Genomic DNA, 21,580 nt, shown 5'->3' with positions numbered 1-21,580 from the left:
ATACGCACCAAAGAAGGGAATAGAAAGAATAGATGAGGGCGCAGCGCAGGTAGTTCAACCTGCGATGCATGGCGGGCATGGTGCTTGCCCGCGCGGCACAAGTACAGTCACCTGTATTAATAGTCAGTATTAAGTCAACGCGGTCATGACCGCCTTGCGGTAGGCCGGTCGCTGCTGCAGGCGCTGGTACCAGGCCTCTAGATGGGGCATTGCGGGCCGTTCGATGGGCATTTCAAACCAGGCGTAGATGAAGCTGCCCAAGGGGATATCGCCCATGCCGACCTCATTGCCCGACAGATACGGCTGTGTGGCGAGCGCCTCGTCAACGGTCTTGAGCACATCGATACAGGTTTGGCGCCCGGCGTGGATGCTGTCCCAATTCTGTTTTTCGGCCGGGGTGCGCAGCACGCCCCAGAACACGATCTTGAACGGTTCGGCGAACGTGGAAGTGGTCCAGTCCATCCACTTCTCCGCGTTGGCGCGGGTTATCAGGTCACTCGGGTACCATCTGGACGCCTGCTTGGCGCAGAGGTAACGCACGATGGTGTTGGATTCCCACAGCACAAAGTCGCCGTCTTCGATCATCGGCACCCGACCGTTAGGGTTCAACGCTCGGTATTGCGGTGTGTCGACCACACCAAACGCCCCGCCAGCATCAATTGCCTCATAGTCCAGGCCGAGCTCCTCGGCGCACCACAGTGCTTTCCTGACGTTTGATGAATTTTTACGACCCCAGATCTTCAGCATGACCGCGCCTTTATTGTTGATGAACATGGCTGGATGAACGCAGCAGCATACGCCGGTTCAGGCGCGGCTTAAATCGCTGTGCATATCGCCAAGCAGGGGCGGCATATCCTCGGCAAACAGGTGCGGGTAACACTGCTGGATATGGGCGAAGAAAAACGCCTCGGGCACGTCAGTAAATTGCCCATGGTCGATCACGTACTCCATCGAACGCTGGCCCTGGCGGTTGAAAGCGTGGAAAACGCTGTCGTTGATACCGTCGAAATCCAGCGGCGGCACGTCGAACACATCGCACAGTTGCCTGTTGAACGCGGGCGTGGCTTTGACCCAGCGATCATTCAGGTAAAGCTCGGTATAACCGTGCATGGCAAACACGTCACTCTTGAGCAAGGCGAGCAGGCGCGGGGTCGACAAGTGATTGCGCACGTCCGCCAGGCCGATGCGCGCCGGGATGCCGCAGTGGCGGGCACAGGCCGCGAGCAACGTGGCCTTGGGCACGCAGTAGCTTTCGCCGGTGGACAGGGCGAAGCTGGCACTTAATGTGTCTGGATCGCGACTGAAGGTGTAGGGGTTGTAGCGAATCGCCTCACGCACGGCGTAGTAAAGGCTGACTGCCTGGTCACTTAAGTTCGCACGGGTTCCGCGATGTTTTTCGGCGAACTCCACCACCGCAGGGTGGTCACTATCGATGAAGCGGCTGGGACTCAGGTAGGTATCCATGAGTGTTATCTCCAAAGGAAGCCTGGAGTCTAACCACAGGCCTGCCGTGGAGTTGACGACGAATCGGCCAAATCTCGTTACACCCTGATCACCCCGCTTGCTCGGATGCCGACTAAGCTCCCTGGTGGTTTCGCCCCTGGTTTCACGGAGGATTGAATATGCTGTTGTTGTGGATACTGGTGCTGGTGGTCGGCATTGCCTACCTCGCACACCGCCGCGTCGCCCCCCTGCCCGCCTTGGGCGTGGTCGCCGTCTACTTGCTGGCGATGGGCGCCTGGAGCCACGCGCCGGGTTGGCTGCTGCTGATCTTCTGGGTGTTGATCGCGGTTGTGGCCGCGCCGCTGTTGCTACCCGATCTGCGCCGCCAATACTTCACCAAGCCGCTGTTCAGCTGGTTCCAGAAAGTCCTGCCGCCGATGTCCGAAACCGAGCGCGACGCCATCGACGCTGGCACCGTTTGGTGGGACGGCGAGCTGTTCAGTGGTCGCCCTGACTGGGACAAGTTGCTGGCCTATCCCAAGGTCCAACTGACCGAAGAAGAACAGGCCTTTATCGACGGCCCGACCGAAGAACTCTGCGCCATGGTCAGCGATTGGGAAATCGGCCAGGCCATGGACCTGCCGCCGGCTGCCTGGGAACACATCAAGACCCACGGCTTTTTCGCGCTGATCATTCCCAAGGAATATGGCGGCAAGGGTTTCTCGGCGTATGCCCACTCCCAGGTCGCGATGAAACTTGCCACCCGCAGCGGTGACCTCGCGTCTACCGTGATGGTGCCCAACTCCCTCGGCCCGGCCGAACTGCTGCTGCACTACGGCACCGACGAACAACGCAACCATTACCTGCCGCGCCTGGCCCGTGGCGATGACATCCCTTGCTTTGCGTTGACCGGCCCGCTGGCGGGTTCCGACGCTGGCGCCATGCCCGACACTGGCGTGATCTGCAAAGGTGAATGGGAAGGCAAGGAAACCCTCGGCCTGCGCTTGAACTGGGAAAAACGCTACATCACCCTTGGCCCGGTCGCGACCCTGCTGGGCCTGGCCTTCAAGGCCCATGACCCGGACCACCTGCTGGGTGAAGAAGAAGACCTGGGCATCAGCCTGGCGCTGATCCCGACCGACACCCCCGGCGTGGAAATCGGCCGCCGCCACCTCCCCCTCGGCGCCGCCTTCATGAACGGCCCCAACTCCGGCAAGGATGTGTTCATTCCCTTGGAGTACCTCATCGGTGGCCAGGAAATGCTTGGCAAGGGCTGGATGATGCTGATGAACTGCCTGTCGGTAGGCCGTTCGATTTCCCTGCCCGCCGTAGGGACCGGCGCCGCCAAGTTCACCAGCCTGGTGACCGGCCAATATGCGCAGGTGCGCGAACAGTTCAACGTGCCACTGTCGGCCTTCGAAGGTATCCAGGAAGCCCTGGCCCGTATCGGCGGCAACGCCTGGCTGATGGACAGCGCGCGCATGCTGACCGCCAATGCCGTGGACCTTGGGGAGAAACCTTCGGTACTGTCGGCGATCCTCAAATACCACCTCACCGAACGTGGCCGCGAGTGCATCGGCCACGCCATGGACGTGCACGGTGGCAAGGGCATCATCATGGGCCCGAACAATTACCTGGGCCGCAGCTGGCAAGGTGCGCCGATCTTCATCACCGTGGAAGGCGCGAATATCCTCTCGCGCAACCTGATGATCTTCGGCCAGGGCGCCATCCGTTGCCATCCGTTCGTGCTCAAGGAAATGGCCCTGGCCGGTCGCGAAGACCATGACCAGGCGCTGAAGGAATTCGACGGCCTGCTGATGCAACATATCGGTTTCGCCGTGAGCAACGCCGCCAGCACTCTGGTGCTGAACCTGGGCGTAGGTCGTTTCGAGAAAGCGCCGGGCAACCGTTTGAGCCAGGGGTATTTCCGCGCATTGAACCGTCAGGCTGCCGCGTTCGCGCTGCTGGCCGACCTGAGCATGATGCTGCTGGGTGGCGAGCTGAAGCGCCGCGAACGCCTGTCGGCACGCCTGGGTGATGTGCTGAGCCATATGTACCTGGCTTCGGCCGCACTCAAGCGTTATCACGACCTGGATTCACCGGATCATCTGCAACCGCTGTTCACCTGGGCCATGGAAGAGAGCCTCGGCGAGTCGGAGCGGGCGTTGGATGAACTGCTGAGCAACTTCCCGAACAAGGTCCTGGGCTGCCTGCTGCGGGTGATCGTGTTCCCGTTCGGGCGTCGCCATACCGGTCCGTCCGATGCACTGGATGCCGAAGTGGCTGCGGTAATCGGCCGTGCCAAAGGCGACCCAACCCTGGAAGAACTGCTCGCCGGCTGCTACCGCCCGCAATCGGCGGAAGACCCAGTGGGTGCCCTGCAACATGCCTACGACCTGCTCGGCGCGAGCCACCCGCTGCAGAAAAAACTGCACACCGCGTTGAAAAGCGGCCAGGTCAAACCGGCTGCCGGGGAACATGCCATCGACGCCGCGCTGCACGCCGGGGTACTGCAACCGGCTGAGGCGCAAACGTTGCGTGATGCCGAAGCGGCACGGCGCAAGGTCATCGACGTGGATGATTTCAGCAAGGAAGAGCTGACCCAGGCTGAGGGTAAAGTCCGCTGACCCCAGCGGTCATATAACTACGGGCAAAGTGCCCTGCCTCACAAATACTGATCCATTTTGACGGGGTCTGTTGTCGCCACGCTGCGTTGCCTGACAACAACAGCCACTCGTCAAAATGAATCGTATTTGTGAGGCAGGGCACCGAGGCATATACTCTCGCGCCCGTTTTTGCTTTAGAGGACTTATCTCGTGTCCAACATCGTTGCCGATCATCTCGTCTTGCTCGACCACTTGCGCAGCATCCTGGTTGCCGTCGGCGAAGCCGAGCAGGTGCCCGAGGAAAGCCATACGCTGTTTCTGGAGCGTTTTGACGAATTGCGCGCCCTGCTGCCGATCGATCCGATTGAAAGCCAATACCTGGGCCAGGACCTGATGAGCCAAGTCATCCTGCGCTACCCACAAATTGCCCACTTGGTGCCGCGCGACCTGCTGTGGTTCTTTGGCGGTGACTGCCTGCACTTTATGCCCGACGAAGAACTGGACCTGTACCAGGCCCTGGAAGAACGTCGCTTCGAAGCCGAACAAAACGACGAACCGTTCGACTGGAACCGGGAAAAACAGCTGCTAGCCATGCCGCAAGACCAGAGCAAGCACTGATTCCTGTGGGAGCTGGCTTGCCTGCGATGGCATCACCTCGGTTTAACTGCAGACTGAGTTGCCTGCATCGCAGGCAAGCCAGCTCCCACATCTACCGTCGGCGCAGTGTCGGCTCCTTCGCCATACACTCCACCAGATAATCAATAAACACCCGCAACTTCGGTGGCAGATACCGCGTGGGTGAATGCAGCAACCATGCCTCGCCATGGTAGGACGCAATAAAGTCCCACCCCGCCAACACCTGCACCAACCGCCCTTCTTCCAAGGCATGGCGCGCCGTGAAATACGGCAAGCTGCCAATCCCTACATGCTGCAACACCGCATCCAAGCGCACACCCGTATGGTTCGCCGCATAGCGCCCGCGCACGGCAACCGTCACGGCCTTGCCGGCCTGGCGGAACTTCCAGCGAGAATCCCCCGGCGTTTCCCCCAGGTAGATGCAACTGTGCTCCAGCAAATCATGAGGATGGGCCGGCGTACCGTGCTCGGCCAAGTACTGCGGCGTCGCGCACAACAAATGCTCGATAGGCAGTAACTGCCGACCCACCAACCCCGGCGGCGGGCTGTCGGTGATGCGAATACTCAGGTCGACATTGTCATCAATCAGGTCCACCGGCCGGTCCTCGAGGATCAACTGCACATCGACCTTGGGATAACGCCGCAGGAACTCCGGCATGTGCGGGTGCACCACAAACCGCCCCACCGCCTTGGGCACGCTGACCCGCACCAGCCCTTCGGCTTCATGGGTGAACTGCCCGCTGATTTCCATCACCGAACGCGCCGCGCTGACCATTTCCTGGCAGCGCTTGAACACCTCTTCGCCACCCTCGCTCAAGCGCAATTTGCGTGTGGTGCGTTGCAGCAACCGAGTCGCCAGGGCTTTCTCCAGGCGCGAGATGCTGCGGCTCACCGAGGAGGGTGAAGCGCCCATTTGCCGGGCGGCTTCGGAGAAGCTGCCGGCCTCCACCACTTTGACGAAAATCGCCATTTCGCCCAGCAGCGGCAAAGGTAGATTGATGCTCATGGTGCACAGGTCCATTGAAGATTGGGCAGATTATCACCCAGTTGCGCACTATTTATACTGTCGGTAGAACCCCGATGCGGATGTAGATAATGACCGAGCGCCTGTTTTTCACCCACGATCACCTGACTGCCGAGCTTGAAGTGCTGAGTTGCACCCCGCATGAGGATCACTTTGCAGTCACCTTGCAGTCGACGATTTTCCATCCCCAAGGTGGCGGGCAGCCCTGCGACACTGGCTGGCTCGGTGAGAGCAACGTACTGCGAGTCAGCCAGGACGCCGACCGCGTGGTGCATTACGTCGATCACCCCCTGCCGCCCGGCCCGATCACCGCTCGGGTCAACGAGCAACGTCGGGCCCTGCATACGCGCCTGCATTCGGCAGGGCACTTGATTGGCAATGCCGGCGAAACCCTGGGATGGATGCCCATCAAGGCCCACCACTGGCCCGGCGAAGGCAAGATTACTTTTATCCGTGGCGAAGCCGCACAAGCCATGGAGGCCGAGCTGATTCAAAAGCAGGTCAATCGATGGATCAGCGCCGACTATTCTCGCCATACAACCCTGGACGATGGCACCCGCGAAGTCGGCTTCGGTGAATTGCCCGCCTATGCCTGTGGCGGCACACACGTGCAAACATTGAGTGAATTGGGCCAGATCCGCATCCTGGCGCTATCGGAGAAAAAGGGCGCGCTGTCGGTGCGCTATAGCATCGGCGAAGTCATAGCGGTGTGATCTCCCCACCCATTTGGCAGACACTTCATGGGATTGGCGCTCCCACTCTCAAGCGGGGTGATGGTAGTGTGTGGAAATGTTTCTGACAGATCGATCAGAAACCTCCTACTCACTACCTGCAAAGGAATGCTTCTAACAATGCACTTTCCACTCAAGCACCTGGTTGCCGCCACCCTGGTTGCAGCGAGCCTTTCGGCCATCTGCGCCCCCGCCTTTGCCAACATCACCCCCGCTCAAAGCACGGTGATTCTGAAAAATTTCAGCGAAACCTCAGTCACTGACTTTCGTGGTTTCCTCGCTACTCTGGCCAAGGGGGAGTTGGGCAAAACCGGCGATGTGGGGCCGGCAATCAGCGCGTTCCTGGATAACAAAACCCTGAGCGCCGAGCAGCAAAACGAAATCCACCGCCTGCTGGGCATTTATACCCGAGTGAAATACGGCAAGGCTGCGCTCGAAACCCTGCGAGAGCTGGTGGAAATTCCGACGTTCAATGTGGACGGTGTACCGCAGTATAAAAACCCGGAATTTATCAAGATCGCCGGCAAGATCCAGGACCTGGCCAAGGCCTTCAACCTGAATTTCCGCAATATCGATAATCGTGTGTACGAAATTTCCCTGGAAGGCAGCGGCGATGAAGTGGTCGGCATTCATGCCCACGCCGATGTGGTACCGGTAACGCCGGAAAACTGGGTGCTGAAAGACGGCACCAAACTTGACCCATTCAAAGTCACACGGATCGGCGCCCGCATGTACGGCCGTGGCACCGAGGATGACAAAAACGGCATTGTGGTAGCCATGTATGCCATGAAGGTCATCAAGGAAGAGAAGCTGCCGCTGGCGCGTAACTTCAAGCTGCTGGTGGACACCACCGAAGAAACCTCCGGCGACGCAATTCCGTATTACTTTGAAAAGAACCCGACGCCGCAATACAACCTCGCGCTGGATGGCGGCTACCCGGTGGTGATTGCCGAAAAAGGCTACGGCACGGTGATGGCGACGTTCCCGCGTCGCAAGGGTGAAGGCAAAGGCGCGGAAATTATCTCGATGACCGGCGGCATGGCGACTAACCAGATCCCGTCGGCCTCGGTTGCAACGTTTGTCAGCGACAAACCTGCTGAATTGGCCGCCAGCCTGCAAAAGGCCGGCACTGAATATGCCAAGCGTAACGGCGGTGATTTCGAGGTCGCCGCCAAGGTCGACGGTAAAGACGTCAAGCTGACGGTCACTGGTGTTTCGGCTCACTCGTCCGAGCCGGAGTCCGGCATCAACCCGGTATCGCGCATGCTGGAGCTGATCCACAGCATCGACGGCAAAATCGCCCTCAAGCACAACCACATTACCGATGCCGCACGTTATGCGTCTGACAACTGGGGCCTGGACTACCTCGGCGGCAAGCTGGGCGTGGGCTTCTCTGACGAATTCATGGGGCCGCTGACCACCTCGCTGACCTTTGTCGGCCTGGATGACAAAGCCTTCAAACTGGCGGTGAACCTGCGTGTGCCAAAGGGCAAATCCCCGGAGAAACTCAAGGCAGAAATCGCCGATAAATTAAGCGCCTGGGACAAGAAAACCAAGGTCAAGGTGGACTTCACCTACTCAGTGGCCGAACCGATGTTCCGCAACCCGGAAGGTGAATGGGTGAAAGCCCTCCTGGCAGTGGCCAGCGAAAACCTCGGCATGGCGCACAAGTTCGGTACCTCGGCCGGCGCAACGTCCGTGCACGAGCTGCCCAACGGCGTGCAATTCGGCCTGGCACGCCCGGAAGTGAAATACACCGGGCACACCGACAATGAGTTCAAGACGGTCGACCAGTTCTTGCTGGACTTGCAGATCGTCACGGAAATGATGGGGCGTATCGGGCAGTTGCCGAAGCTCTGACGTTACCAGGGCTCGCCGCAATGGCGAGCCCTTGATTCGAGCAAAGCGATAAATCGCAAACCTTACGCGATATCACGCCTGCCTTTTCGAGCGCGCAAACAAAAACGCCGATCATCTCTGATCGGCGTTTTCATTGAATATGGAGCGGGAAACGAGACTCGAACTCGCGACCCCGACCTTGGCAAGGTCGTGCTCTACCAACTGAGCTATTCCCGCATATTGGCGTCCCCTAGGGGACTCGAACCCCTGTTACCGCCGTGAAAGGGCGGTGTCCTAGGCCACTAGACGAAGGGGACACGCTACTGAAACACATGGTGTGTATTTCAGTGCCCAGAGATTAAATCCGAAGATCATGCCCTGGTTTCACTCAGTGTCGCCCGAGAGCAACACTGCATAAATTTGGAGCGGGAAACGAGACTCGAACTCGCGACCCCGACCTTGGCAAGGTCGTGCTCTACCAACTGAGCTATTCCCGCATATTGGCGTCCCCTAGGGGACTCGAACCCCTGTTACCGCCGTGAAAGGGCGGTGTCCTAGGCCACTAGACGAAGGGGACACACGTACAACATTCACTCCCTACCGCGTTTCGCTGTGTGCTTTACGCTGTAAGTGGCGCGCATTCTATGGATGGATTGAAAGGTCGTCAACCCCCAAGGATAAATTTATTTAAATCAATGACTTCCCCCTGCTTTCCGGGATTGTGCGGGCGTTATGCCCGTTCGGGCTTTGACGCCTATATTCTGGCGCCCGACAAGACGCTATAGTTCACTCCGGCAAATGATGGCAATGTGCATCCATGCAGGGAACGCCTATCTATATAGAAGCAAACTACCTGGGCAACTGGTCGATCAGTTCTATCCGCCGCAACGCCCAGTCACTACACTCCACTGTAAACCCTATAAAGAGGTCACACCGGTGACACCACTCATGATCACCCTGTTGGTAATAGCCGTTATCGCCATCCTGATTGCCATTGGCTATATGAACCACGTGGTGGAAAACAACAAGCTGGAAAAGAAACGTACCGAAATCGAACTCAATGATCGGCTACGCCGTTGCGGTGAGATCACCGAGACCTTTCCCGGCCAGTTGATGACCCCGGCGCTCAAACTGTTGCTGACCCGACTGGAGCTCAACGTTAACCAGCGGCTGTTGAACCTCAACAAGACCAGCACACCGATCAAGGCCCGCATTGCCGAGCTGAATACGCTGGTGGCCCAGGGTGAATCGATCCCGGTGAACAACCCGCCCGCGCCGATCCAGACCGAAGCCAAGGCCAAGGACGTGCGTTTCCTGCTTGAAGCCCTGCACGGCCAGGTCACCCGCGCGGCCCAGGACGGCTTCCTGTCGACCAACGAGGCCAAGCACTGGATCAAGGAAATCCGCCATATCCTGGTGTTGCTGCATATCGAGTTCTTCAACAACCTCGGCCAGCATGCCTTGCAGCAAAGCCAGCCGGGCCAGGCGCGCCTGGCATTCGAACGTGGCGTGCAGTACCTACGCAAACAACCGGAGCCGGTGATCTACAGCGCGCAGCTGCAACAACTGGAAGCCCAACTGGTCCGTGCCAACTCCACGGTACTGACCAACAGCAAGCCTGCCGAAGACGAGGTCAACGAATTGACCGAAGGCCTCAAAGTGGTCGACGCCGACGCGGAATGGAAGAAAAAAGCCATCTACGACTGATTGGCCCCTCTCCATGTGGCGAACCCTGTTCGCCACATGCCATCACTTTGCATCTATCCCCCGCCCCTCGACTAGCGTAAAAAAGTGCCCCTCACACCGTGAAGTCAGAGGCCTGCTATGCCTGTCGCCGTCATTGATGGACAACCGCTGCACTACGTCGACCAGGGCTCCGGCCCCGTCGTCCTGCTCGGCTCAAGCTACCTGTGGGACCGCGACATGTGGTCGCCGCAGGTCGAAGCCCTGTCGCAACAGTACCGCGTGATCGTGCCCGAGCTGTGGGGCCATGGCGAGTCCGGCCCGCTGCCGGCGCAAACCCATTCCCTCGACGACCTCGCACGCCAGGCCCTGGCCCTGCTGGACCAGTTGGACATCGCACACATCAACCTGGTGGGTCTCTCGGTCGGTGGCATGTGGGGGGCGCGGCTGGCGTTGCTCGCACCCGAGCGGGTCAACAGCCTGGTGCTGATGGACACCTACCTCGGCGCCGAGCCCGAGGCCACGCGCCAGTACTATTTCTCGCTGTTCAAGATGATCGAAGACGCCGGCGCCATCCCTGAACCTTTGCTGGATGTGATTGCGCCGATCTTCTTCCGCCCAGGCATCGATCGTGAATCAGCGCTGTACCAGGATTTCCGCAAGCAATTGCAGGGTTACTCCAAAGAGCGCCTGCTGCGCAGCATCGTGCCCCTGGGCCGGTTGATCTTCAGTCGCGAGGATGTGCTGGCGCAGCTGCCACGCCTGGATGCCGATACTACCTTGGTAATGTGTGGCGAACAGGACAAACCGCGCCCTCCCGCCGAGTCCGAGGAGATGGCCGGCCTGATCGGCTGCAGCCTGATCCTGATTCCGCAGGCCGGCCATATCAGTGCGAGGGAAAATCCGGACTTCGTCAACGAAGCGCTGCTGACCTTCCTGGCCAACCACGCCTGACCGCCCTCCCCTGTGATCGCAGCCCACACGCTGCGATCACAGGCGGAAATGCCCCACCATGCCCTTGAGCTCCGCCCCCAACTGCGCCAGTTGAATACTCGACGCAGCGTTGCCCTGCATGCTCAGCGCCGACTGATCCGCACTGGCACGGATACTGGTAACGCTGCGGTTGATCTCTTCGGCCACCGAGCTTTGCTCCTCGGCCGCAGCGGCAATCTGCTGGTTCATCTGCTGGATCAACGACACCGCCACTGCGATGCTGCCCAGGGCGCTTTCGGTTTCCAGCGCATCGCTCACTGCCAGCTTCACCAGCTCGCCGCTTTGCTGGATCTGCTGCACGGACGACTGCGCCGCACTGCGTAAGGTACTGACCAACCGCTCGATTTCTTCCGTGGATTGCTGGGTGCGCTTGGCCAACGCGCGCACCTCATCGGCGACCACCGCAAAACCCCGCCCCTGTTCGCCCGCGCGGGCGGCTTCGATGGCGGCGTTAAGGGCCAGCAGGTTGGTCTGTTCAGCCACGCTTTTGATGACGCTCAACACGGTGCCGATATGCTGGATCTCCGCGCTCAGGCTCTCGATGCTGGTGCTGGCACTGGTGCTGGAGGTGGCTAGTAATTCAATGCGCTGCAGGCTTTGGCGCACCACCCGTTGGCCACTGTCGACTTTGTCGTCCGCCGTCTGCGCGGCTTGCGCAGCCTCTTCGGCATTGCGCGCCACGTCGTGCACGGTGGCGGTCATCTGGTTCATCGCCGTGGCAACCTGTTCGGTTTCTTCTTTTTGGCTGCTGACTTCGATATTGGTCTGCTCGGTGACGCTGGACAATGAATGCGCCGAGCTGGCCAGTTGTTCGATACCGGCTTGCAGGCCACTGACCATTTGGCTCAAGCCACTGCCCATCTGCTGCATCGCCTGCATCAACTGGCCGATTTCATCGCGACGACTGACTTCCATGCGCCCGCTCAAGTCGCCGGCGGCAATCTGCTGGGCCACGGCGATCACACTGCGCAGCGGTGCAACGATCAATCGGGTTATCACCCACGCCGCAATCAACCCTACCAGCAGTGCCAGGGCCGAAGAACCGATGATCAGCCCTGCGCTTTTCTTTAACTGCGCCTGCATCGACTGATCTTCGGCGCTGTAAGCCTGGTTAACCCGGCTGACCACTTGCTCCGCCCGATCATGCAACTGTTTGTAGACCACTTTCTCCTGCGCCAGCAGGCCGGTGTATTCGCCGAGCTTTTCACTGAACCCGGCGATATGCCCGGAGACTTCGTTGAGCACGGTCTGGTAGCCCGAATCCTTGACCGAGGTCTTCAGTTGCTCGACCTGCACCAGGGCCTGGTCCGCCTGCTCGATCTTGCCCTGCTCGGTGTCTTCCTCGCTCACTTTGCGGCTCTGATCCAGACGCACATGGGCTTCGTTCATGGCTTGCAACATCAAGCGTGAGACTTGGCTGACCTGTCCCGCCTGCTCGATAAACTCAGCGCCCTCCTTGCCCTGGCTTTCCTTCAGGCCATAGGCACCGTCATCTGCCAGCCCGGCCTGCAAGACGTCCAGGTTGTTCGCCACGCTGGACACCGACCAACTGGCCATTTCCAAGGCCAGGTCCTTGGTCTGGGTCAATTCGACAAACTCATCGAATGCCTTGCGGTATTCCGCCAATGCTTGCTCGACATCGGTCATCACCGGCACGTTGGCGGGCGATTGAGCCTTGAGGCTGGCCGCGAGCGCTGCCAGGGTATCGACACTCTCATGCAGGGCATCGACGGCCTTGGGGTCGGCATGCAACGCGTAGTCCTGCTCGATCAGGCGCACCTTGAGCAGGCCGCTGTTGAGCGAAGACATGGCCTTGAGGCCCTCAAAACGCTGCCCAACGGATTGCAGGGACCACACGCCGATGGCCGCGACCAACGCGGTCAGCAGCAATACCAGCGTGAAGCCCAAGCCCAGTTTCTTTGCCATACCGAGGTTGGCGAAATGTCGTTGCACGGCCGAAATCATTGCACTTGAATCCTCTTGCAATGGCAGATGCCATCAAGCCCGGTTAACTCAGGCGAGATTCGCAACCACAAGGCATTGAACACAAGTCGTTGGCGCCACAATAATGGCAAAAAGCTACACGCTCGTCGTTTTCAGGATGGTTGAGGTCGATTTGGCAGGCCCCATGGCGCGGAACAACGCCAAGGCTCGTTGATCGGCCGCATAGGCCACATTGATGCGCAGCCAGTCACTGGGTTCGCCGGTTGGACTGAACAGCGCCCCCGGCGACAACAAGACGCCGAGCCGCCGGGCACACCCCTGCACCCGTGACCGATCCCCCACTCCTGGCCGTGCCCACAGGAACATACCGCCAGCGGGTTTGGCGAACACCTCCCACTCCTCGTCCTCCAGTACCTGCAACGTAGCGGCCATTTGCGCACGCAGTCGCTTGCGCAGGCGCTGCACCCACTTGCGATAGGTGCCATTAGCCAGCAGCGTGGCCACCACCGCCTCGGCAAATCGCGAGGTGCCAAACCCGGTCATGGTCTTGAGGCTCGCCAGTTGCGCGATGATCACCGTGCTGGCACTGAGAAAACCCACGCGCAGGGCACTGCTCAGGGTCTTGGAAAAGCTTGCGACGTAGATCACCCGGTCACCATGGGGCAACGCTGAAAGCCGCGTGCAACTGGCGGGTTGCAGGTCGCCGAACACATCCTCTTCAATGATCAGGAAGTTCTCGCGGTGCGCCAGTTCCAGCAAACGTTCAGCCACTGTGCGGTTCAGGCTGGTGCCGGTGGGGTTGTGATACAGGCTGTTGATGAACAGGCACTTGGGCCGATGCCGCTGCAGCAATGCTTCCAGCGCCGCAAGGTCCGGGCCTCCTTGGGTGCGCGGCACTTGCAGCAGTTGCACGCCGTGGAACGCCAGCTGCCGATAGAGGTTGCCGTACCCCGGCGTTTCGACCACCACGCAATCGCCAGCCTTGAGCAGCGTGCGTATCAGCAAGTCCTGTGCATGGCTGGCGCCTGCCGTGGTGAGAATGCGGTCAAGGTGGGTGGCAATGTGGATCTGGGTCAGTCGCTTAAGCAGTTGCTCGCGCAGCGCCAGCAACCCCAATGGGGTACTGTAGTTGAACAAGCCGGCGGTGTCGGTACGGGTGACTTCCCGAATCGCATAGCTGATGTCATCGCTTTCGCGCCAGGCATCCGGCAACCAGCCGCAGCCCAGTTTCAGCTCACCCATTGGGTTATCGACGAACGGCCCCCATTCCCGCTCTGCGCCTTCGTACCATTGGCCCTCATGCAAGCCGGACGGCTGCGCGACCACGAACCCCGAGCCTTGCTTCGACACCAGCAAGCCCTGGGCGACCATCCGCTCGAACGCCTCGATCACGCTGGACTGGCTGAGCAGGTTATCGAGGGCCACCTGTCGAATGGACGGCAAGCGTGTACCGGGGCTCGCCCCACTGTTGCGAATCCACTGCGCCACTGCGCTGATGATTTGCTGCACCACCGGTACAAGGGCTTGTCGATCGATCCCTAAATCCATGCGCCACTCACTTCAACTGTTTGTTATTCAACCCAGAACAGTTAAGCACAGAAGCCCCTCGCAACCCGTCGCCAAATCTTATTAAAGTATTGATTTTATTAAGTTATTTACCTACTGATACACATTCTGACAGGGCCCATTGCCAGCTATGGAAACGCCCCACAGCCCTCCCAAACCTTTTCGAATAGCGGGCGACGTGAGGTCCTAGATAGCCGTAGCACCCCCGTCCACCGCCAAGGCCTGGCCAGTGGTAAAGGCCGCGCCATCACTGCAGAGGTAGAGCACCGCGCTGGCGATCTCCTCGACCTTGCCAATGCGCCCGACCGGATGCATGGCGGCGGCAAATTCGGCTTTGCGTGGGTCGGCTTCATAGGCACGCCGGAACATATCGGTATCGATCACCGCCGGGCAGACCGCATTGACGCGGATTTTCTTCTTCGCATACTCGATGGCCGCCGATTTGGTCAGGCCGATCACCGCATGCTTGGAAGCGGCGTAAATGCTCATCTTGGGCGCCGCGCCCAAACCCGCGACCGACGCCGTGTTGACGATTGCCCCGCCGCCTTGGGCCAGCAGCAGCGGCAACTGGTACTTCATGCACAGCCACACACCTTTGACGTTGACGCCCATGATCGCGTCGAACTCATCCAGGCTGCCGTCGGCCAGCTTGCCTTTCTCGATCTCGATCCCGGCGTTATTGAAGGCGTAGTCCAGGCGGCCATAGGCGGTGATGGTCTGGGCCATCAATTGCTGCACATCGGCCTCCAGCGTGACGTTGCAGCGTACAAACAGCGCTTCGCCACCCGCTTGATGGATCAGGGCGACGGTGCCCTCGCCACCCGCTGCATCCAGGTCGGCAACCACGACCTTCAAGCCTTCGGCGGCGAATGCGAGGGCGGTGGCGCGGCCAATACCGGCGGCGGCACCGGTTACCAAGGCGACTTGACCGGAAAACGTCATGCTCATGGAGGATGTCCTGCAGAGTGTTTTATGGGGAATCTAACCGTGGGCCGAGTCTAGCCAACGCCACGCCGGACGCGTCAGCACTATCAAAAGGCCGGTTAAGGCTGCATGGATCGCAGTGATAACAGACCTAGGCTGACTATCAGCAATGCCTATCGACAAGCATTCGCGCATTGGGTGAACCTTGCTCCCTGGCCGTTCAGGGTCTATGACTTCAGCTTCATTTCCAGAAGAGTCCCTGCCATGACCGCCCAGACCAACCGCCAATTCCTGCTCGCCAAGCGCCCGGTCGGCGCGGCTACCCGGGAAACCTTCACCTACCAGGAAGTGCCGGTGGGCACACCCCAGGATGGGCAAGTGCTGGTGCGCAACGAATACCTGTCCCTCGACCCGGCCATGCGCGGCTGGATGAATGAAGGCAAGTCCTACATTCCGCCGGTCGGCATCGGTGAAGTGATGCGTGCGCTGGGTGTGGGGAAAGTGATTGCGTCCAACAACCCGAAATTTTCGGTCGGGGACTACGTCAACGGTGCCTTGGGTGTGCAGGATTACTTCCTGGGCGAGCCGCGTGGTTTCTACAAGGTTGATCCAAAACTCGCACCTTTGCCGCGCTACCTGTCTGCCCTGGGCATGACCGGCATGACGGCCTATTTCGCGTTGCTGGACACCGGCGCCCCCAAGGCAGGCGAAACCGTAGTGATCTCCGGCGCGGCCGGCGCCGTGGGCAGCATTGCCGGGCAGATCGCCAAGCTCAAAGGCTGCCGCGTGGTGGGCATTGCCGGCGGTGCAGACAAGTGCACGTTCCTGGTGAATGAACTGGGCTTCGACGCCGCCATCGATTACAAAAGCGAAGACGTGCCCGCCGCGCTCAAGCGCGAATGCCCCAAGGGCGTGGATGTGTATTTCGATAACGTCGGCGGCGATATTCTCGACGCCGTCCTCAGCCGCCTGGCACTGAAGGCGCGCGTGGTGATTTGCGGTGCCATCAGCCAATACAACAACAAGGAAGCCGTGAAGGGCCCGGCCAACTACCTGTCATTGCTGGTCAATCGCGCGCGAATGGAAGGTTTTGTGGTGATGGATCACGCGGCGAACTTTGCCGCGGCCGGACAGGAAATGGCCGGCTGGATGGCGCAGGGCAAGCTCAAGAGCAAGGAAGATATCGTAGAGGGGCTGGAGACGTTCCCGGAGACGTTGATGAAGCTGTTCAACGGGGAGAACTTTGGCAAACTGGTACTCAAGGTCAACTGACACACCCCGAATACCACTGTAAGCACTGCTCAATGTGGGAGCTGGCTTGCCTGCGATAGCATCACCTCGGTATTACTAAAAGACCGAGTTGTCAGCATCGCAGGCAAGCCAGCTCCCACATTTTGCTCTGTGATCGATCAGGCGATTTCGGCTACCACGGCCGCCAGCGCCTGCGCCGGATCCGCCGCCTGGCTGATCGGGCGGCCAATTACCAAGTAATCCGAACCCGCATCCAGTGCCTGACGCGGGGTCAGGATACGGCGCTGGTCATCCTGGGCGCTGCCCGCCGGCCGAATGCCCGGCGTCACCAGTTGCAGCGATGGGTGCGCGGTTTTCAGCGCCTGCGCTTCCAGCGCCGAACACACCAGGCCATCGAGGCCGGCTTTCTGCGCCAGGGCGGCCAGGCGCAGGACTTGCTCCTGGGGCTCGATGTCCAGGCCAATACCGGCCAAGTCTTCACGCTCCATGCTGGTGAGCACGGTCACGCCGATCAGCAGCGGTTTGGGGCCGCTGCGCTGTTCCAGCACTTCACGGCAGGCGGCCATCATGCGCAGGCCGCCGGAGCAATGCACGTTGACCATCCACACGCCCATTTCGGCGGCAGCCTTGACCGCCATGGCGGTGGTGTTCGGGATGTCGTGGAATTTCAGGTCGAGGAACACCTCGAAGCCTTTGTCACGCAGGGTGCCGACGATTTCCGCGGCGCAACTGGTGAACAGTTCCTTGCCGACTTTGACGCGGCAAAGCTTGGGATCCAACTGGTCAGCCAGCTTCAGTGCGGCGTCACGAGTGGGGTAATCCAGGGCGACGATGATAGGAGTCTGGCAGACGGACATTGGAATGGGCTCTCAGGCAAGTCGAAATCGGCGCGGATTGTAGCGCAAGCAGCGCCGTTGCGGGATCCGATGATCGGTAAATACTGACCAAGCGCCGTCAGGCGGGCATTTCTGGAGATTATTTCAAAGCTGATACATTCACGACATGCCCACAACACGCCCTACGGCTAGCCTCGCCTGCACGACCCACCGACCAGCACTTCCAGCCATGGGGCTGGGCGCCTATGCTGACCGCAACGACCAGGCAGATGATCGCATTATGCATACCCCTTCCGTCTTTATGAACGACGAGCAAAAAGCCGCGGTGATCGCCGATGACAAGCGCTGGAACACCCGTGCGCTGATCGTTGACGACGATGTGCCGATTCGCGAACTGCTGATCGACTACCTGGCCCGCTTCGGCATTCTCGCCACCGGCGTCACCGACGGCACCACGATGCGCCAAGCCATGCAAGCCGAAACCTTTGACGTGGTGGTGCTCGACCTGATGCTGCCAGGCGAGGACGGCCTTTCGCTGTGCCGCTGGCTGCGCGCGGAATCGGACATCCCGATCCTGATGCTCACCGCCCGCTGCGAACCCACCGACCGCATTATCGGCCTGGAACTGGGCGCCGATGACTACATGTCCAAGCCGTTCGAGCCGCGCGAACTGGTGGCGCGCATCCAGACCATCCTGCGCCGCGTGCGTGATGACCGTACTGAACAGCGCGCGAATATCCGCTTCGACAACTGGCGCCTGAACAGTGTGCTGCGCCAGCTGGTGGCCGACGATGGTTTGGTGGTGCCGCTGTCCAACGCGGAATTCCGCTTGCTGTGGGTGTTTATCGAACGCCCGCGCCGCGTGCTGAGCCGCGAGCAGTTGTTGGATGCAGCCCGTGGCCGCTCAATTGAAGCCTTTGATCGCAGCATCGACTTGCTGGTGTCGCGACTGCGGCAGAAACTCGGGGATGATCCCAAGGCACCGCAGTTGATCAAGACCGTGCGTGGCGAAGGCTACCTGTTCGACGCGCGGGATATTGGCTGATGCGTGCCCCCTTCAATACGCTGTTTGGTCGGCTGTTTGGCGTGTTGCTGGTAGCGATTGTGCTGGCCCACGCGCTGGCGTTCTTCTGGTTCCACCATTACGGCCAACCGCCGCCGCCACCGCCTGAGCGGTTTATCGAGCAACCGGACGGAACAATGGTACCGGAGGGCAAAGAGCACCACCGCCCCTGGTTTGGCGGCCCGGTGGTGCCCCTGACGTTTCAATTTGTCTCACTGATTATCGCCGCCTGGTACGGGGCCAAGCTGTTGAGCAGACCGATTCAACGCCTCAGCGAGGCGGCCGAGCGTTTAAGCCTGGACCTCGACAGCCCGCCGTTGGAAGAGTCCGGGCCGCTGGAAGCGCGGCAGGCGGCATCGACCTTCAACCTGATGCAAAAACGCATCCGCGAACAGGTCAGCCAACGCGCGCGCATGCTCGGTGCGGTCTCCCATGACCTGCGTACCCCGCTGTCACGCCTCAAGCTGCGCCTGGAACAGATCGAAGATACGCGGCTGCAGGGCCAGATGCGCCAGGACCTGGACGACATGATCGGCATGCTCGACGCCACCCTGAGCTACCTGCACGAACAACGCACCAGCGAAACCCGGCATTGGCTGGACGTGCAAGCGCTGGTGGAGTCGATGAGCGAAAACGCCCAGGACCAGGGTTCGGATGTGCAATTCGCCGGCACCTGCGCGCCGTTGCAAGTGCAGCCGATGGCCTTGCGTTCATGCCTGAACAACCTGATCGACAACGCCTTGCGTTATGCCGGCTCGGCACGCATCGAGCTGACGGACAGTCACGAGGCACTGGTCATCCGCGTCATCGATCATGGCCCGGGCATCGCCGCCGACAAGCGTGAAGCGGTGTTCGAGCCGTTCTACCGGCTGGAAGGCTCACGCAACCGCAACTCCGGCGGCGTCGGCCTGGGCATGACGATTTCCAAGGAAGCGGCGGAACGCCTCGGCGGTCGCCTGAACCTGGAGGAAACCCCTGGTGGTGGACTGACGGCCGTGATGTGGTTGCCCAGGGCCTGAGGCCCAGCACCGCTCCCACATTAGCCCTCATACAACCGTTACAGCGGCTTATCTTCCCGACGCCCCTGAGCCTGGGTCGCACTCCAATCCGTCAACAGGCTGTAGGCCACCGCCAGCAAGGTCGGGCCGATAAACAGGCCGATAAAACCAAAGGCAATCAAACCACCGAACACGCCGAGCAACACAATGACCAGCGGCAGATTGCCGCCCCGACTGATGAGGTAGGGCTTGAGCACGTTGTCCACGCCGCTGATGATGAACGTGCCCCATACACCGAGGAACACCGCGTAGGTGTAATCACCTTTCCAGGCCAGCCAGGCCGTGGCAGGGATCCACACCAGCGGCGGGCCCATGGGGATCAGGCTGAGCAGGAAGGTGACGACGCCCAGCACCAGCGCGCCCGGTACGCCGGCGATCAGGAAGCCGATCAGTGCCAGCACCGCCTGGGCGGCGGCGGTGCCAATCACGCCGTTGACTACCCGTTGTACGGTGCCAGCCACCAGTTCGATGTAGTAGCCCGCGCGTTCGCCGATCAAGCGTTCCAATAAACGGTGGACGAACATCGCCAAGCGCGGCCCGTCTCGATAGAAAAAGAACACGAACACCAGGCTCAACGTCAGTTCAAGAATGCCGCCGCCGATCTGCGCACTGCGCGCCAGCAACCAATTGCCAACCTGCCCCAGGTACGGCTTGATGCTGACCATCAAGGCCGCGCCTTGTTGGTCGATGCTGTCCCAGGTTGCCACCAGCCGCTCGCCGACAAAGGGAATCGAACCGAGCCAGGTAGGCGCCGCCGGCAAGCCGTCAACCTGGATATCCTTGATCAACGCCACCGCGTCGCGCACATGGTCCGCGAGGTTGAAGCCCAGCCACACCAGCGGCACTGCCACCAGCAACATCCAGCCTAGCGTCAGGATGGCGGCCGCCAGAGACTCCCGGCCGCCGAGCCAACGCGTGAGCAGGACCATCAGTGGCCAACTGGCAAACGCCAGCACTGCGCCCCAGAACAGCGCCGACCAGAACGGTGCCATCACCCATAGACTGGCACCAAACAGCACCAGCAGCAGGATTTGCACCAGCAGGCGATCGTTATTGAGCATGGGGTATCTCTAGAAGAAGACTTAGGAAGACAGCTTAGGCGAACGGCGCGGGTCCGTTCGCCTGGTCACGCCTAGCGTATCAGATGCACATGCAGGCCTTTGGCGTCACCCGTGCCGCTTTCCAGGCGCGCAGCGCGCACGCCGTTGTCGATCAGGCCCTGGCGCCAGGCTTCGGCGCTCGGCCCGGTCAAACTGACGCGCAACGTGGTGTCGAGGTTCAACCCACGGGAAATCAAGGTCAGCCAGGTGGCGTCGGGTGCGCCGGCGAGCGCGGGGAAGCCCAGCTCACCGGTGCTTTTCAGCTCGCGCAACAGGGTCGCCGAGGTAGGCAACAGATCGCCCAATGGCGCGCTGGCGTCCAATTGCTCCACATGCAGATAGGCGCGGCGATTGCCCCGGGTGATGCCATAGAGCGCGACCAGGGAGTTGGCCTGTGGCTCGGCCAGGCGCAGCAACAGGTATTCCTGCTGGCTGTCGGCGCCGACCAGCTTGGCGTTGCCGAAAATCTCATTGGCCCACAGGCTGCTTTCACCACAATCGCGGGCCTTGCACCAGAACAACAACTGCGCGCCTTTTTCCTGCAACGCTTCACGCGTCGCGGTAAACGCGGCGCTGGCGCTGTGTTCGGCGGGCAACTCATAGGTGATGGCGGTGGCTTGGCCGCGCGCGATGGCCTGGCCTTCATAGCGCAGCTGGCCGCTGATCTTGCGGATCGCGCCCATGGGGTAGATGCGTTCTTTTTCTTCGGCGGGCCGGTAATCGACGATTTGCGCGTCGACCTGGCGGGCTACGGCGGGCAGGTCCTGGCTACCCGGTAGGTCGGCGGCGAATACCAATGGGCTAAGCAGGCTTAAGCCCAGGACACGGATACATCCGTTACGCACGCTCATAAGATCAACGAGCCCTGGCCATCGTTGGTCAT

Annotated in this window: 18 protein-coding genes, 4 tRNA genes and 1 pseudogene; 9 read left to right on the top strand and 14 right to left on the bottom strand. The window is 60.5% G+C overall.

The window, feature by feature from the left end:
* Window positions 1-129: 129 nt before the first annotated feature.
* Together JBO08_RS26500 and JBO08_RS26495 are read right to left on the bottom strand one after the other, a co-directional pair.
* Window positions 130-747, bottom strand: a complete 618-nt coding sequence (locus JBO08_RS26500; protein WP_220075232.1) for a glutathione S-transferase family protein — start codon at window positions 745-747, stop codon at window positions 130-132.
* 57 nt (window positions 748-804) lie between these two features.
* Complete coding sequence (locus JBO08_RS26495) at window positions 805-1,464, bottom strand: transglutaminase family protein (RefSeq protein ID WP_065872633.1); 660 nt, start codon at window positions 1,462-1,464, stop codon at window positions 805-807.
* A gap of 158 nt (window positions 1,465-1,622) precedes the next feature.
* Here JBO08_RS26495 and JBO08_RS26490 point away from each other — a divergent pair, with 158 nt between their 5' ends.
* Window positions 1,623-4,070, top strand: coding sequence for an acyl-CoA dehydrogenase (locus tag JBO08_RS26490; protein ID WP_065909856.1), 2,448 nt, complete (start codon window positions 1,623-1,625; stop codon window positions 4,068-4,070).
* Window positions 4,071-4,259: 189 nt separating this feature from the next.
* Window positions 4,260-4,667, top strand: coding sequence for a PA2817 family protein (locus tag JBO08_RS26485; protein WP_049709191.1), 408 nt, complete (start codon window positions 4,260-4,262; stop codon window positions 4,665-4,667).
* Between the two features lie 91 nt (window positions 4,668-4,758).
* Here the strand turns inward: JBO08_RS26485 and JBO08_RS26480 are convergent, their stop codons facing one another.
* A complete protein-coding gene (locus JBO08_RS26480) occupies window positions 4,759-5,691 on the bottom strand; it encodes a LysR family transcriptional regulator (RefSeq protein WP_065872635.1) in 933 nt (310 codons plus the stop codon).
* Between the two features lie 89 nt (window positions 5,692-5,780).
* Here JBO08_RS26480 and JBO08_RS26475 point away from each other — a divergent pair, with 89 nt between their 5' ends.
* Window positions 5,781-6,422, top strand: a complete 642-nt coding sequence (locus JBO08_RS26475) for a hypothetical protein (RefSeq protein WP_065882497.1) — start codon at window positions 5,781-5,783, stop codon at window positions 6,420-6,422.
* Between the two features lie 138 nt (window positions 6,423-6,560).
* A complete protein-coding gene (locus JBO08_RS26470) occupies window positions 6,561-8,300 on the top strand; it encodes a dipeptidase (protein ID WP_220075233.1) in 1,740 nt (579 codons plus the stop codon).
* Window positions 8,301-8,440: 140 nt separating this feature from the next.
* Here JBO08_RS26470 and JBO08_RS26465 read toward each other — a convergent pair.
* From JBO08_RS26465 to JBO08_RS26450, 4 genes are all read right to left on the bottom strand, one after another.
* Window positions 8,441-8,516 (bottom strand) — tRNA-Gly (locus JBO08_RS26465).
* A 4-nt stretch (window positions 8,517-8,520) separates the two neighbouring features.
* Window positions 8,521-8,596, bottom strand: a tRNA-Glu gene (locus tag JBO08_RS26460).
* A 104-nt stretch (window positions 8,597-8,700) separates the two neighbouring features.
* Window positions 8,701-8,776 (bottom strand) — tRNA-Gly (locus JBO08_RS26455).
* 4 nt (window positions 8,777-8,780) lie between these two features.
* Window positions 8,781-8,856, bottom strand: a tRNA-Glu gene (locus JBO08_RS26450).
* A gap of 359 nt (window positions 8,857-9,215) precedes the next feature.
* On the opposite strand from JBO08_RS26450, the gene JBO08_RS26445 reads away from it, so the two are divergent.
* Together JBO08_RS26445 and JBO08_RS26440 are read left to right on the top strand one after the other, a co-directional pair.
* On the top strand, window positions 9,216-9,986 hold the full coding sequence (locus JBO08_RS26445) for a hypothetical protein (protein ID WP_065872638.1): 771 nt from the start codon (window positions 9,216-9,218) through the stop codon (window positions 9,984-9,986).
* A 117-nt stretch (window positions 9,987-10,103) separates the two neighbouring features.
* Window positions 10,104-10,916, top strand: a complete 813-nt coding sequence (locus tag JBO08_RS26440) for an alpha/beta fold hydrolase (RefSeq protein ID WP_065945639.1) — start codon at window positions 10,104-10,106, stop codon at window positions 10,914-10,916.
* A 36-nt stretch (window positions 10,917-10,952) separates the two neighbouring features.
* Here JBO08_RS26440 and JBO08_RS28595 read toward each other — a convergent pair whose 3' ends face one another.
* The 4 genes and pseudogenes from JBO08_RS28595 to JBO08_RS26425 form a co-directional block, all read right to left on the bottom strand.
* On the bottom strand, window positions 10,953-11,795 hold the full coding sequence (locus JBO08_RS28595) for a methyl-accepting chemotaxis protein (protein ID WP_405045954.1): 843 nt from the start codon (window positions 11,793-11,795) through the stop codon (window positions 10,953-10,955).
* A gap of 18 nt (window positions 11,796-11,813) precedes the next feature.
* Window positions 11,814-12,038 (bottom strand): annotated as a pseudogene (locus tag JBO08_RS28590) (HAMP domain-containing protein); the annotation flags it as partial.
* A gap of 996 nt (window positions 12,039-13,034) precedes the next feature.
* Complete coding sequence (locus JBO08_RS26430) at window positions 13,035-14,447, bottom strand: PLP-dependent aminotransferase family protein (RefSeq protein ID WP_220075234.1); 1,413 nt, start codon at window positions 14,445-14,447, stop codon at window positions 13,035-13,037.
* Window positions 14,448-14,651: 204 nt separating this feature from the next.
* The gene (locus JBO08_RS26425) at window positions 14,652-15,413 is read right to left on the bottom strand and encodes an SDR family oxidoreductase (protein ID WP_065872642.1); all 762 of its coding nucleotides are present in this window, start codon (window positions 15,411-15,413) and stop codon (window positions 14,652-14,654) included.
* A 240-nt stretch (window positions 15,414-15,653) separates the two neighbouring features.
* Between JBO08_RS26425 and JBO08_RS26420 the strand changes: the two genes are divergently transcribed.
* Complete coding sequence (locus JBO08_RS26420) at window positions 15,654-16,661, top strand: NADP-dependent oxidoreductase (RefSeq protein WP_065872643.1); 1,008 nt, start codon at window positions 15,654-15,656, stop codon at window positions 16,659-16,661.
* 137 nt (window positions 16,662-16,798) lie between these two features.
* On the opposite strand, the gene pyrF is transcribed toward JBO08_RS26420, so the two are convergent.
* On the bottom strand, window positions 16,799-17,497 hold the full coding sequence (pyrF, locus tag JBO08_RS26415) for an orotidine-5'-phosphate decarboxylase (protein ID WP_065872644.1): 699 nt from the start codon (window positions 17,495-17,497) through the stop codon (window positions 16,799-16,801).
* Between the two features lie 259 nt (window positions 17,498-17,756).
* Between pyrF and JBO08_RS26410 the strand changes: the two genes are divergently transcribed.
* Together JBO08_RS26410 and JBO08_RS26405 are read left to right on the top strand one after the other, a co-directional pair.
* A complete protein-coding gene (locus tag JBO08_RS26410; RefSeq protein WP_065872756.1) occupies window positions 17,757-18,521 on the top strand; it encodes a response regulator in 765 nt (254 codons plus the stop codon).
* Window positions 18,521-19,558, top strand: coding sequence for a HAMP domain-containing sensor histidine kinase (locus JBO08_RS26405; RefSeq protein ID WP_065891398.1), 1,038 nt, complete (start codon window positions 18,521-18,523; stop codon window positions 19,556-19,558). Before JBO08_RS26410 ends, JBO08_RS26405 begins: the two co-directional genes overlap by 1 nt.
* Window positions 19,559-19,596: 38 nt before the next feature.
* Here the strand turns inward: JBO08_RS26405 and JBO08_RS26400 are convergent, their stop codons facing one another.
* On the bottom strand, window positions 19,597-20,658 hold the full coding sequence (locus JBO08_RS26400) for an AI-2E family transporter (RefSeq protein ID WP_065872646.1): 1,062 nt from the start codon (window positions 20,656-20,658) through the stop codon (window positions 19,597-19,599).
* A 71-nt stretch (window positions 20,659-20,729) separates the two neighbouring features.
* On the bottom strand, window positions 20,730-21,548 hold the full coding sequence (locus JBO08_RS26395) for a DUF4892 domain-containing protein (protein ID WP_065872647.1): 819 nt from the start codon (window positions 21,546-21,548) through the stop codon (window positions 20,730-20,732).
* Window positions 21,549-21,580 lie beyond the last annotated feature (32 nt).

This window comes from Pseudomonas sp. LAP_36 (assembly GCF_019456785.1).
Taxonomy (GTDB): Bacteria; Pseudomonadota; Gammaproteobacteria; order Pseudomonadales; family Pseudomonadaceae; genus Aquipseudomonas; species Aquipseudomonas tritici.
The sequence above is the reverse complement of the archived record's forward strand: the minus strand, read 5'-3'. Positions and strand labels throughout refer to the sequence as shown.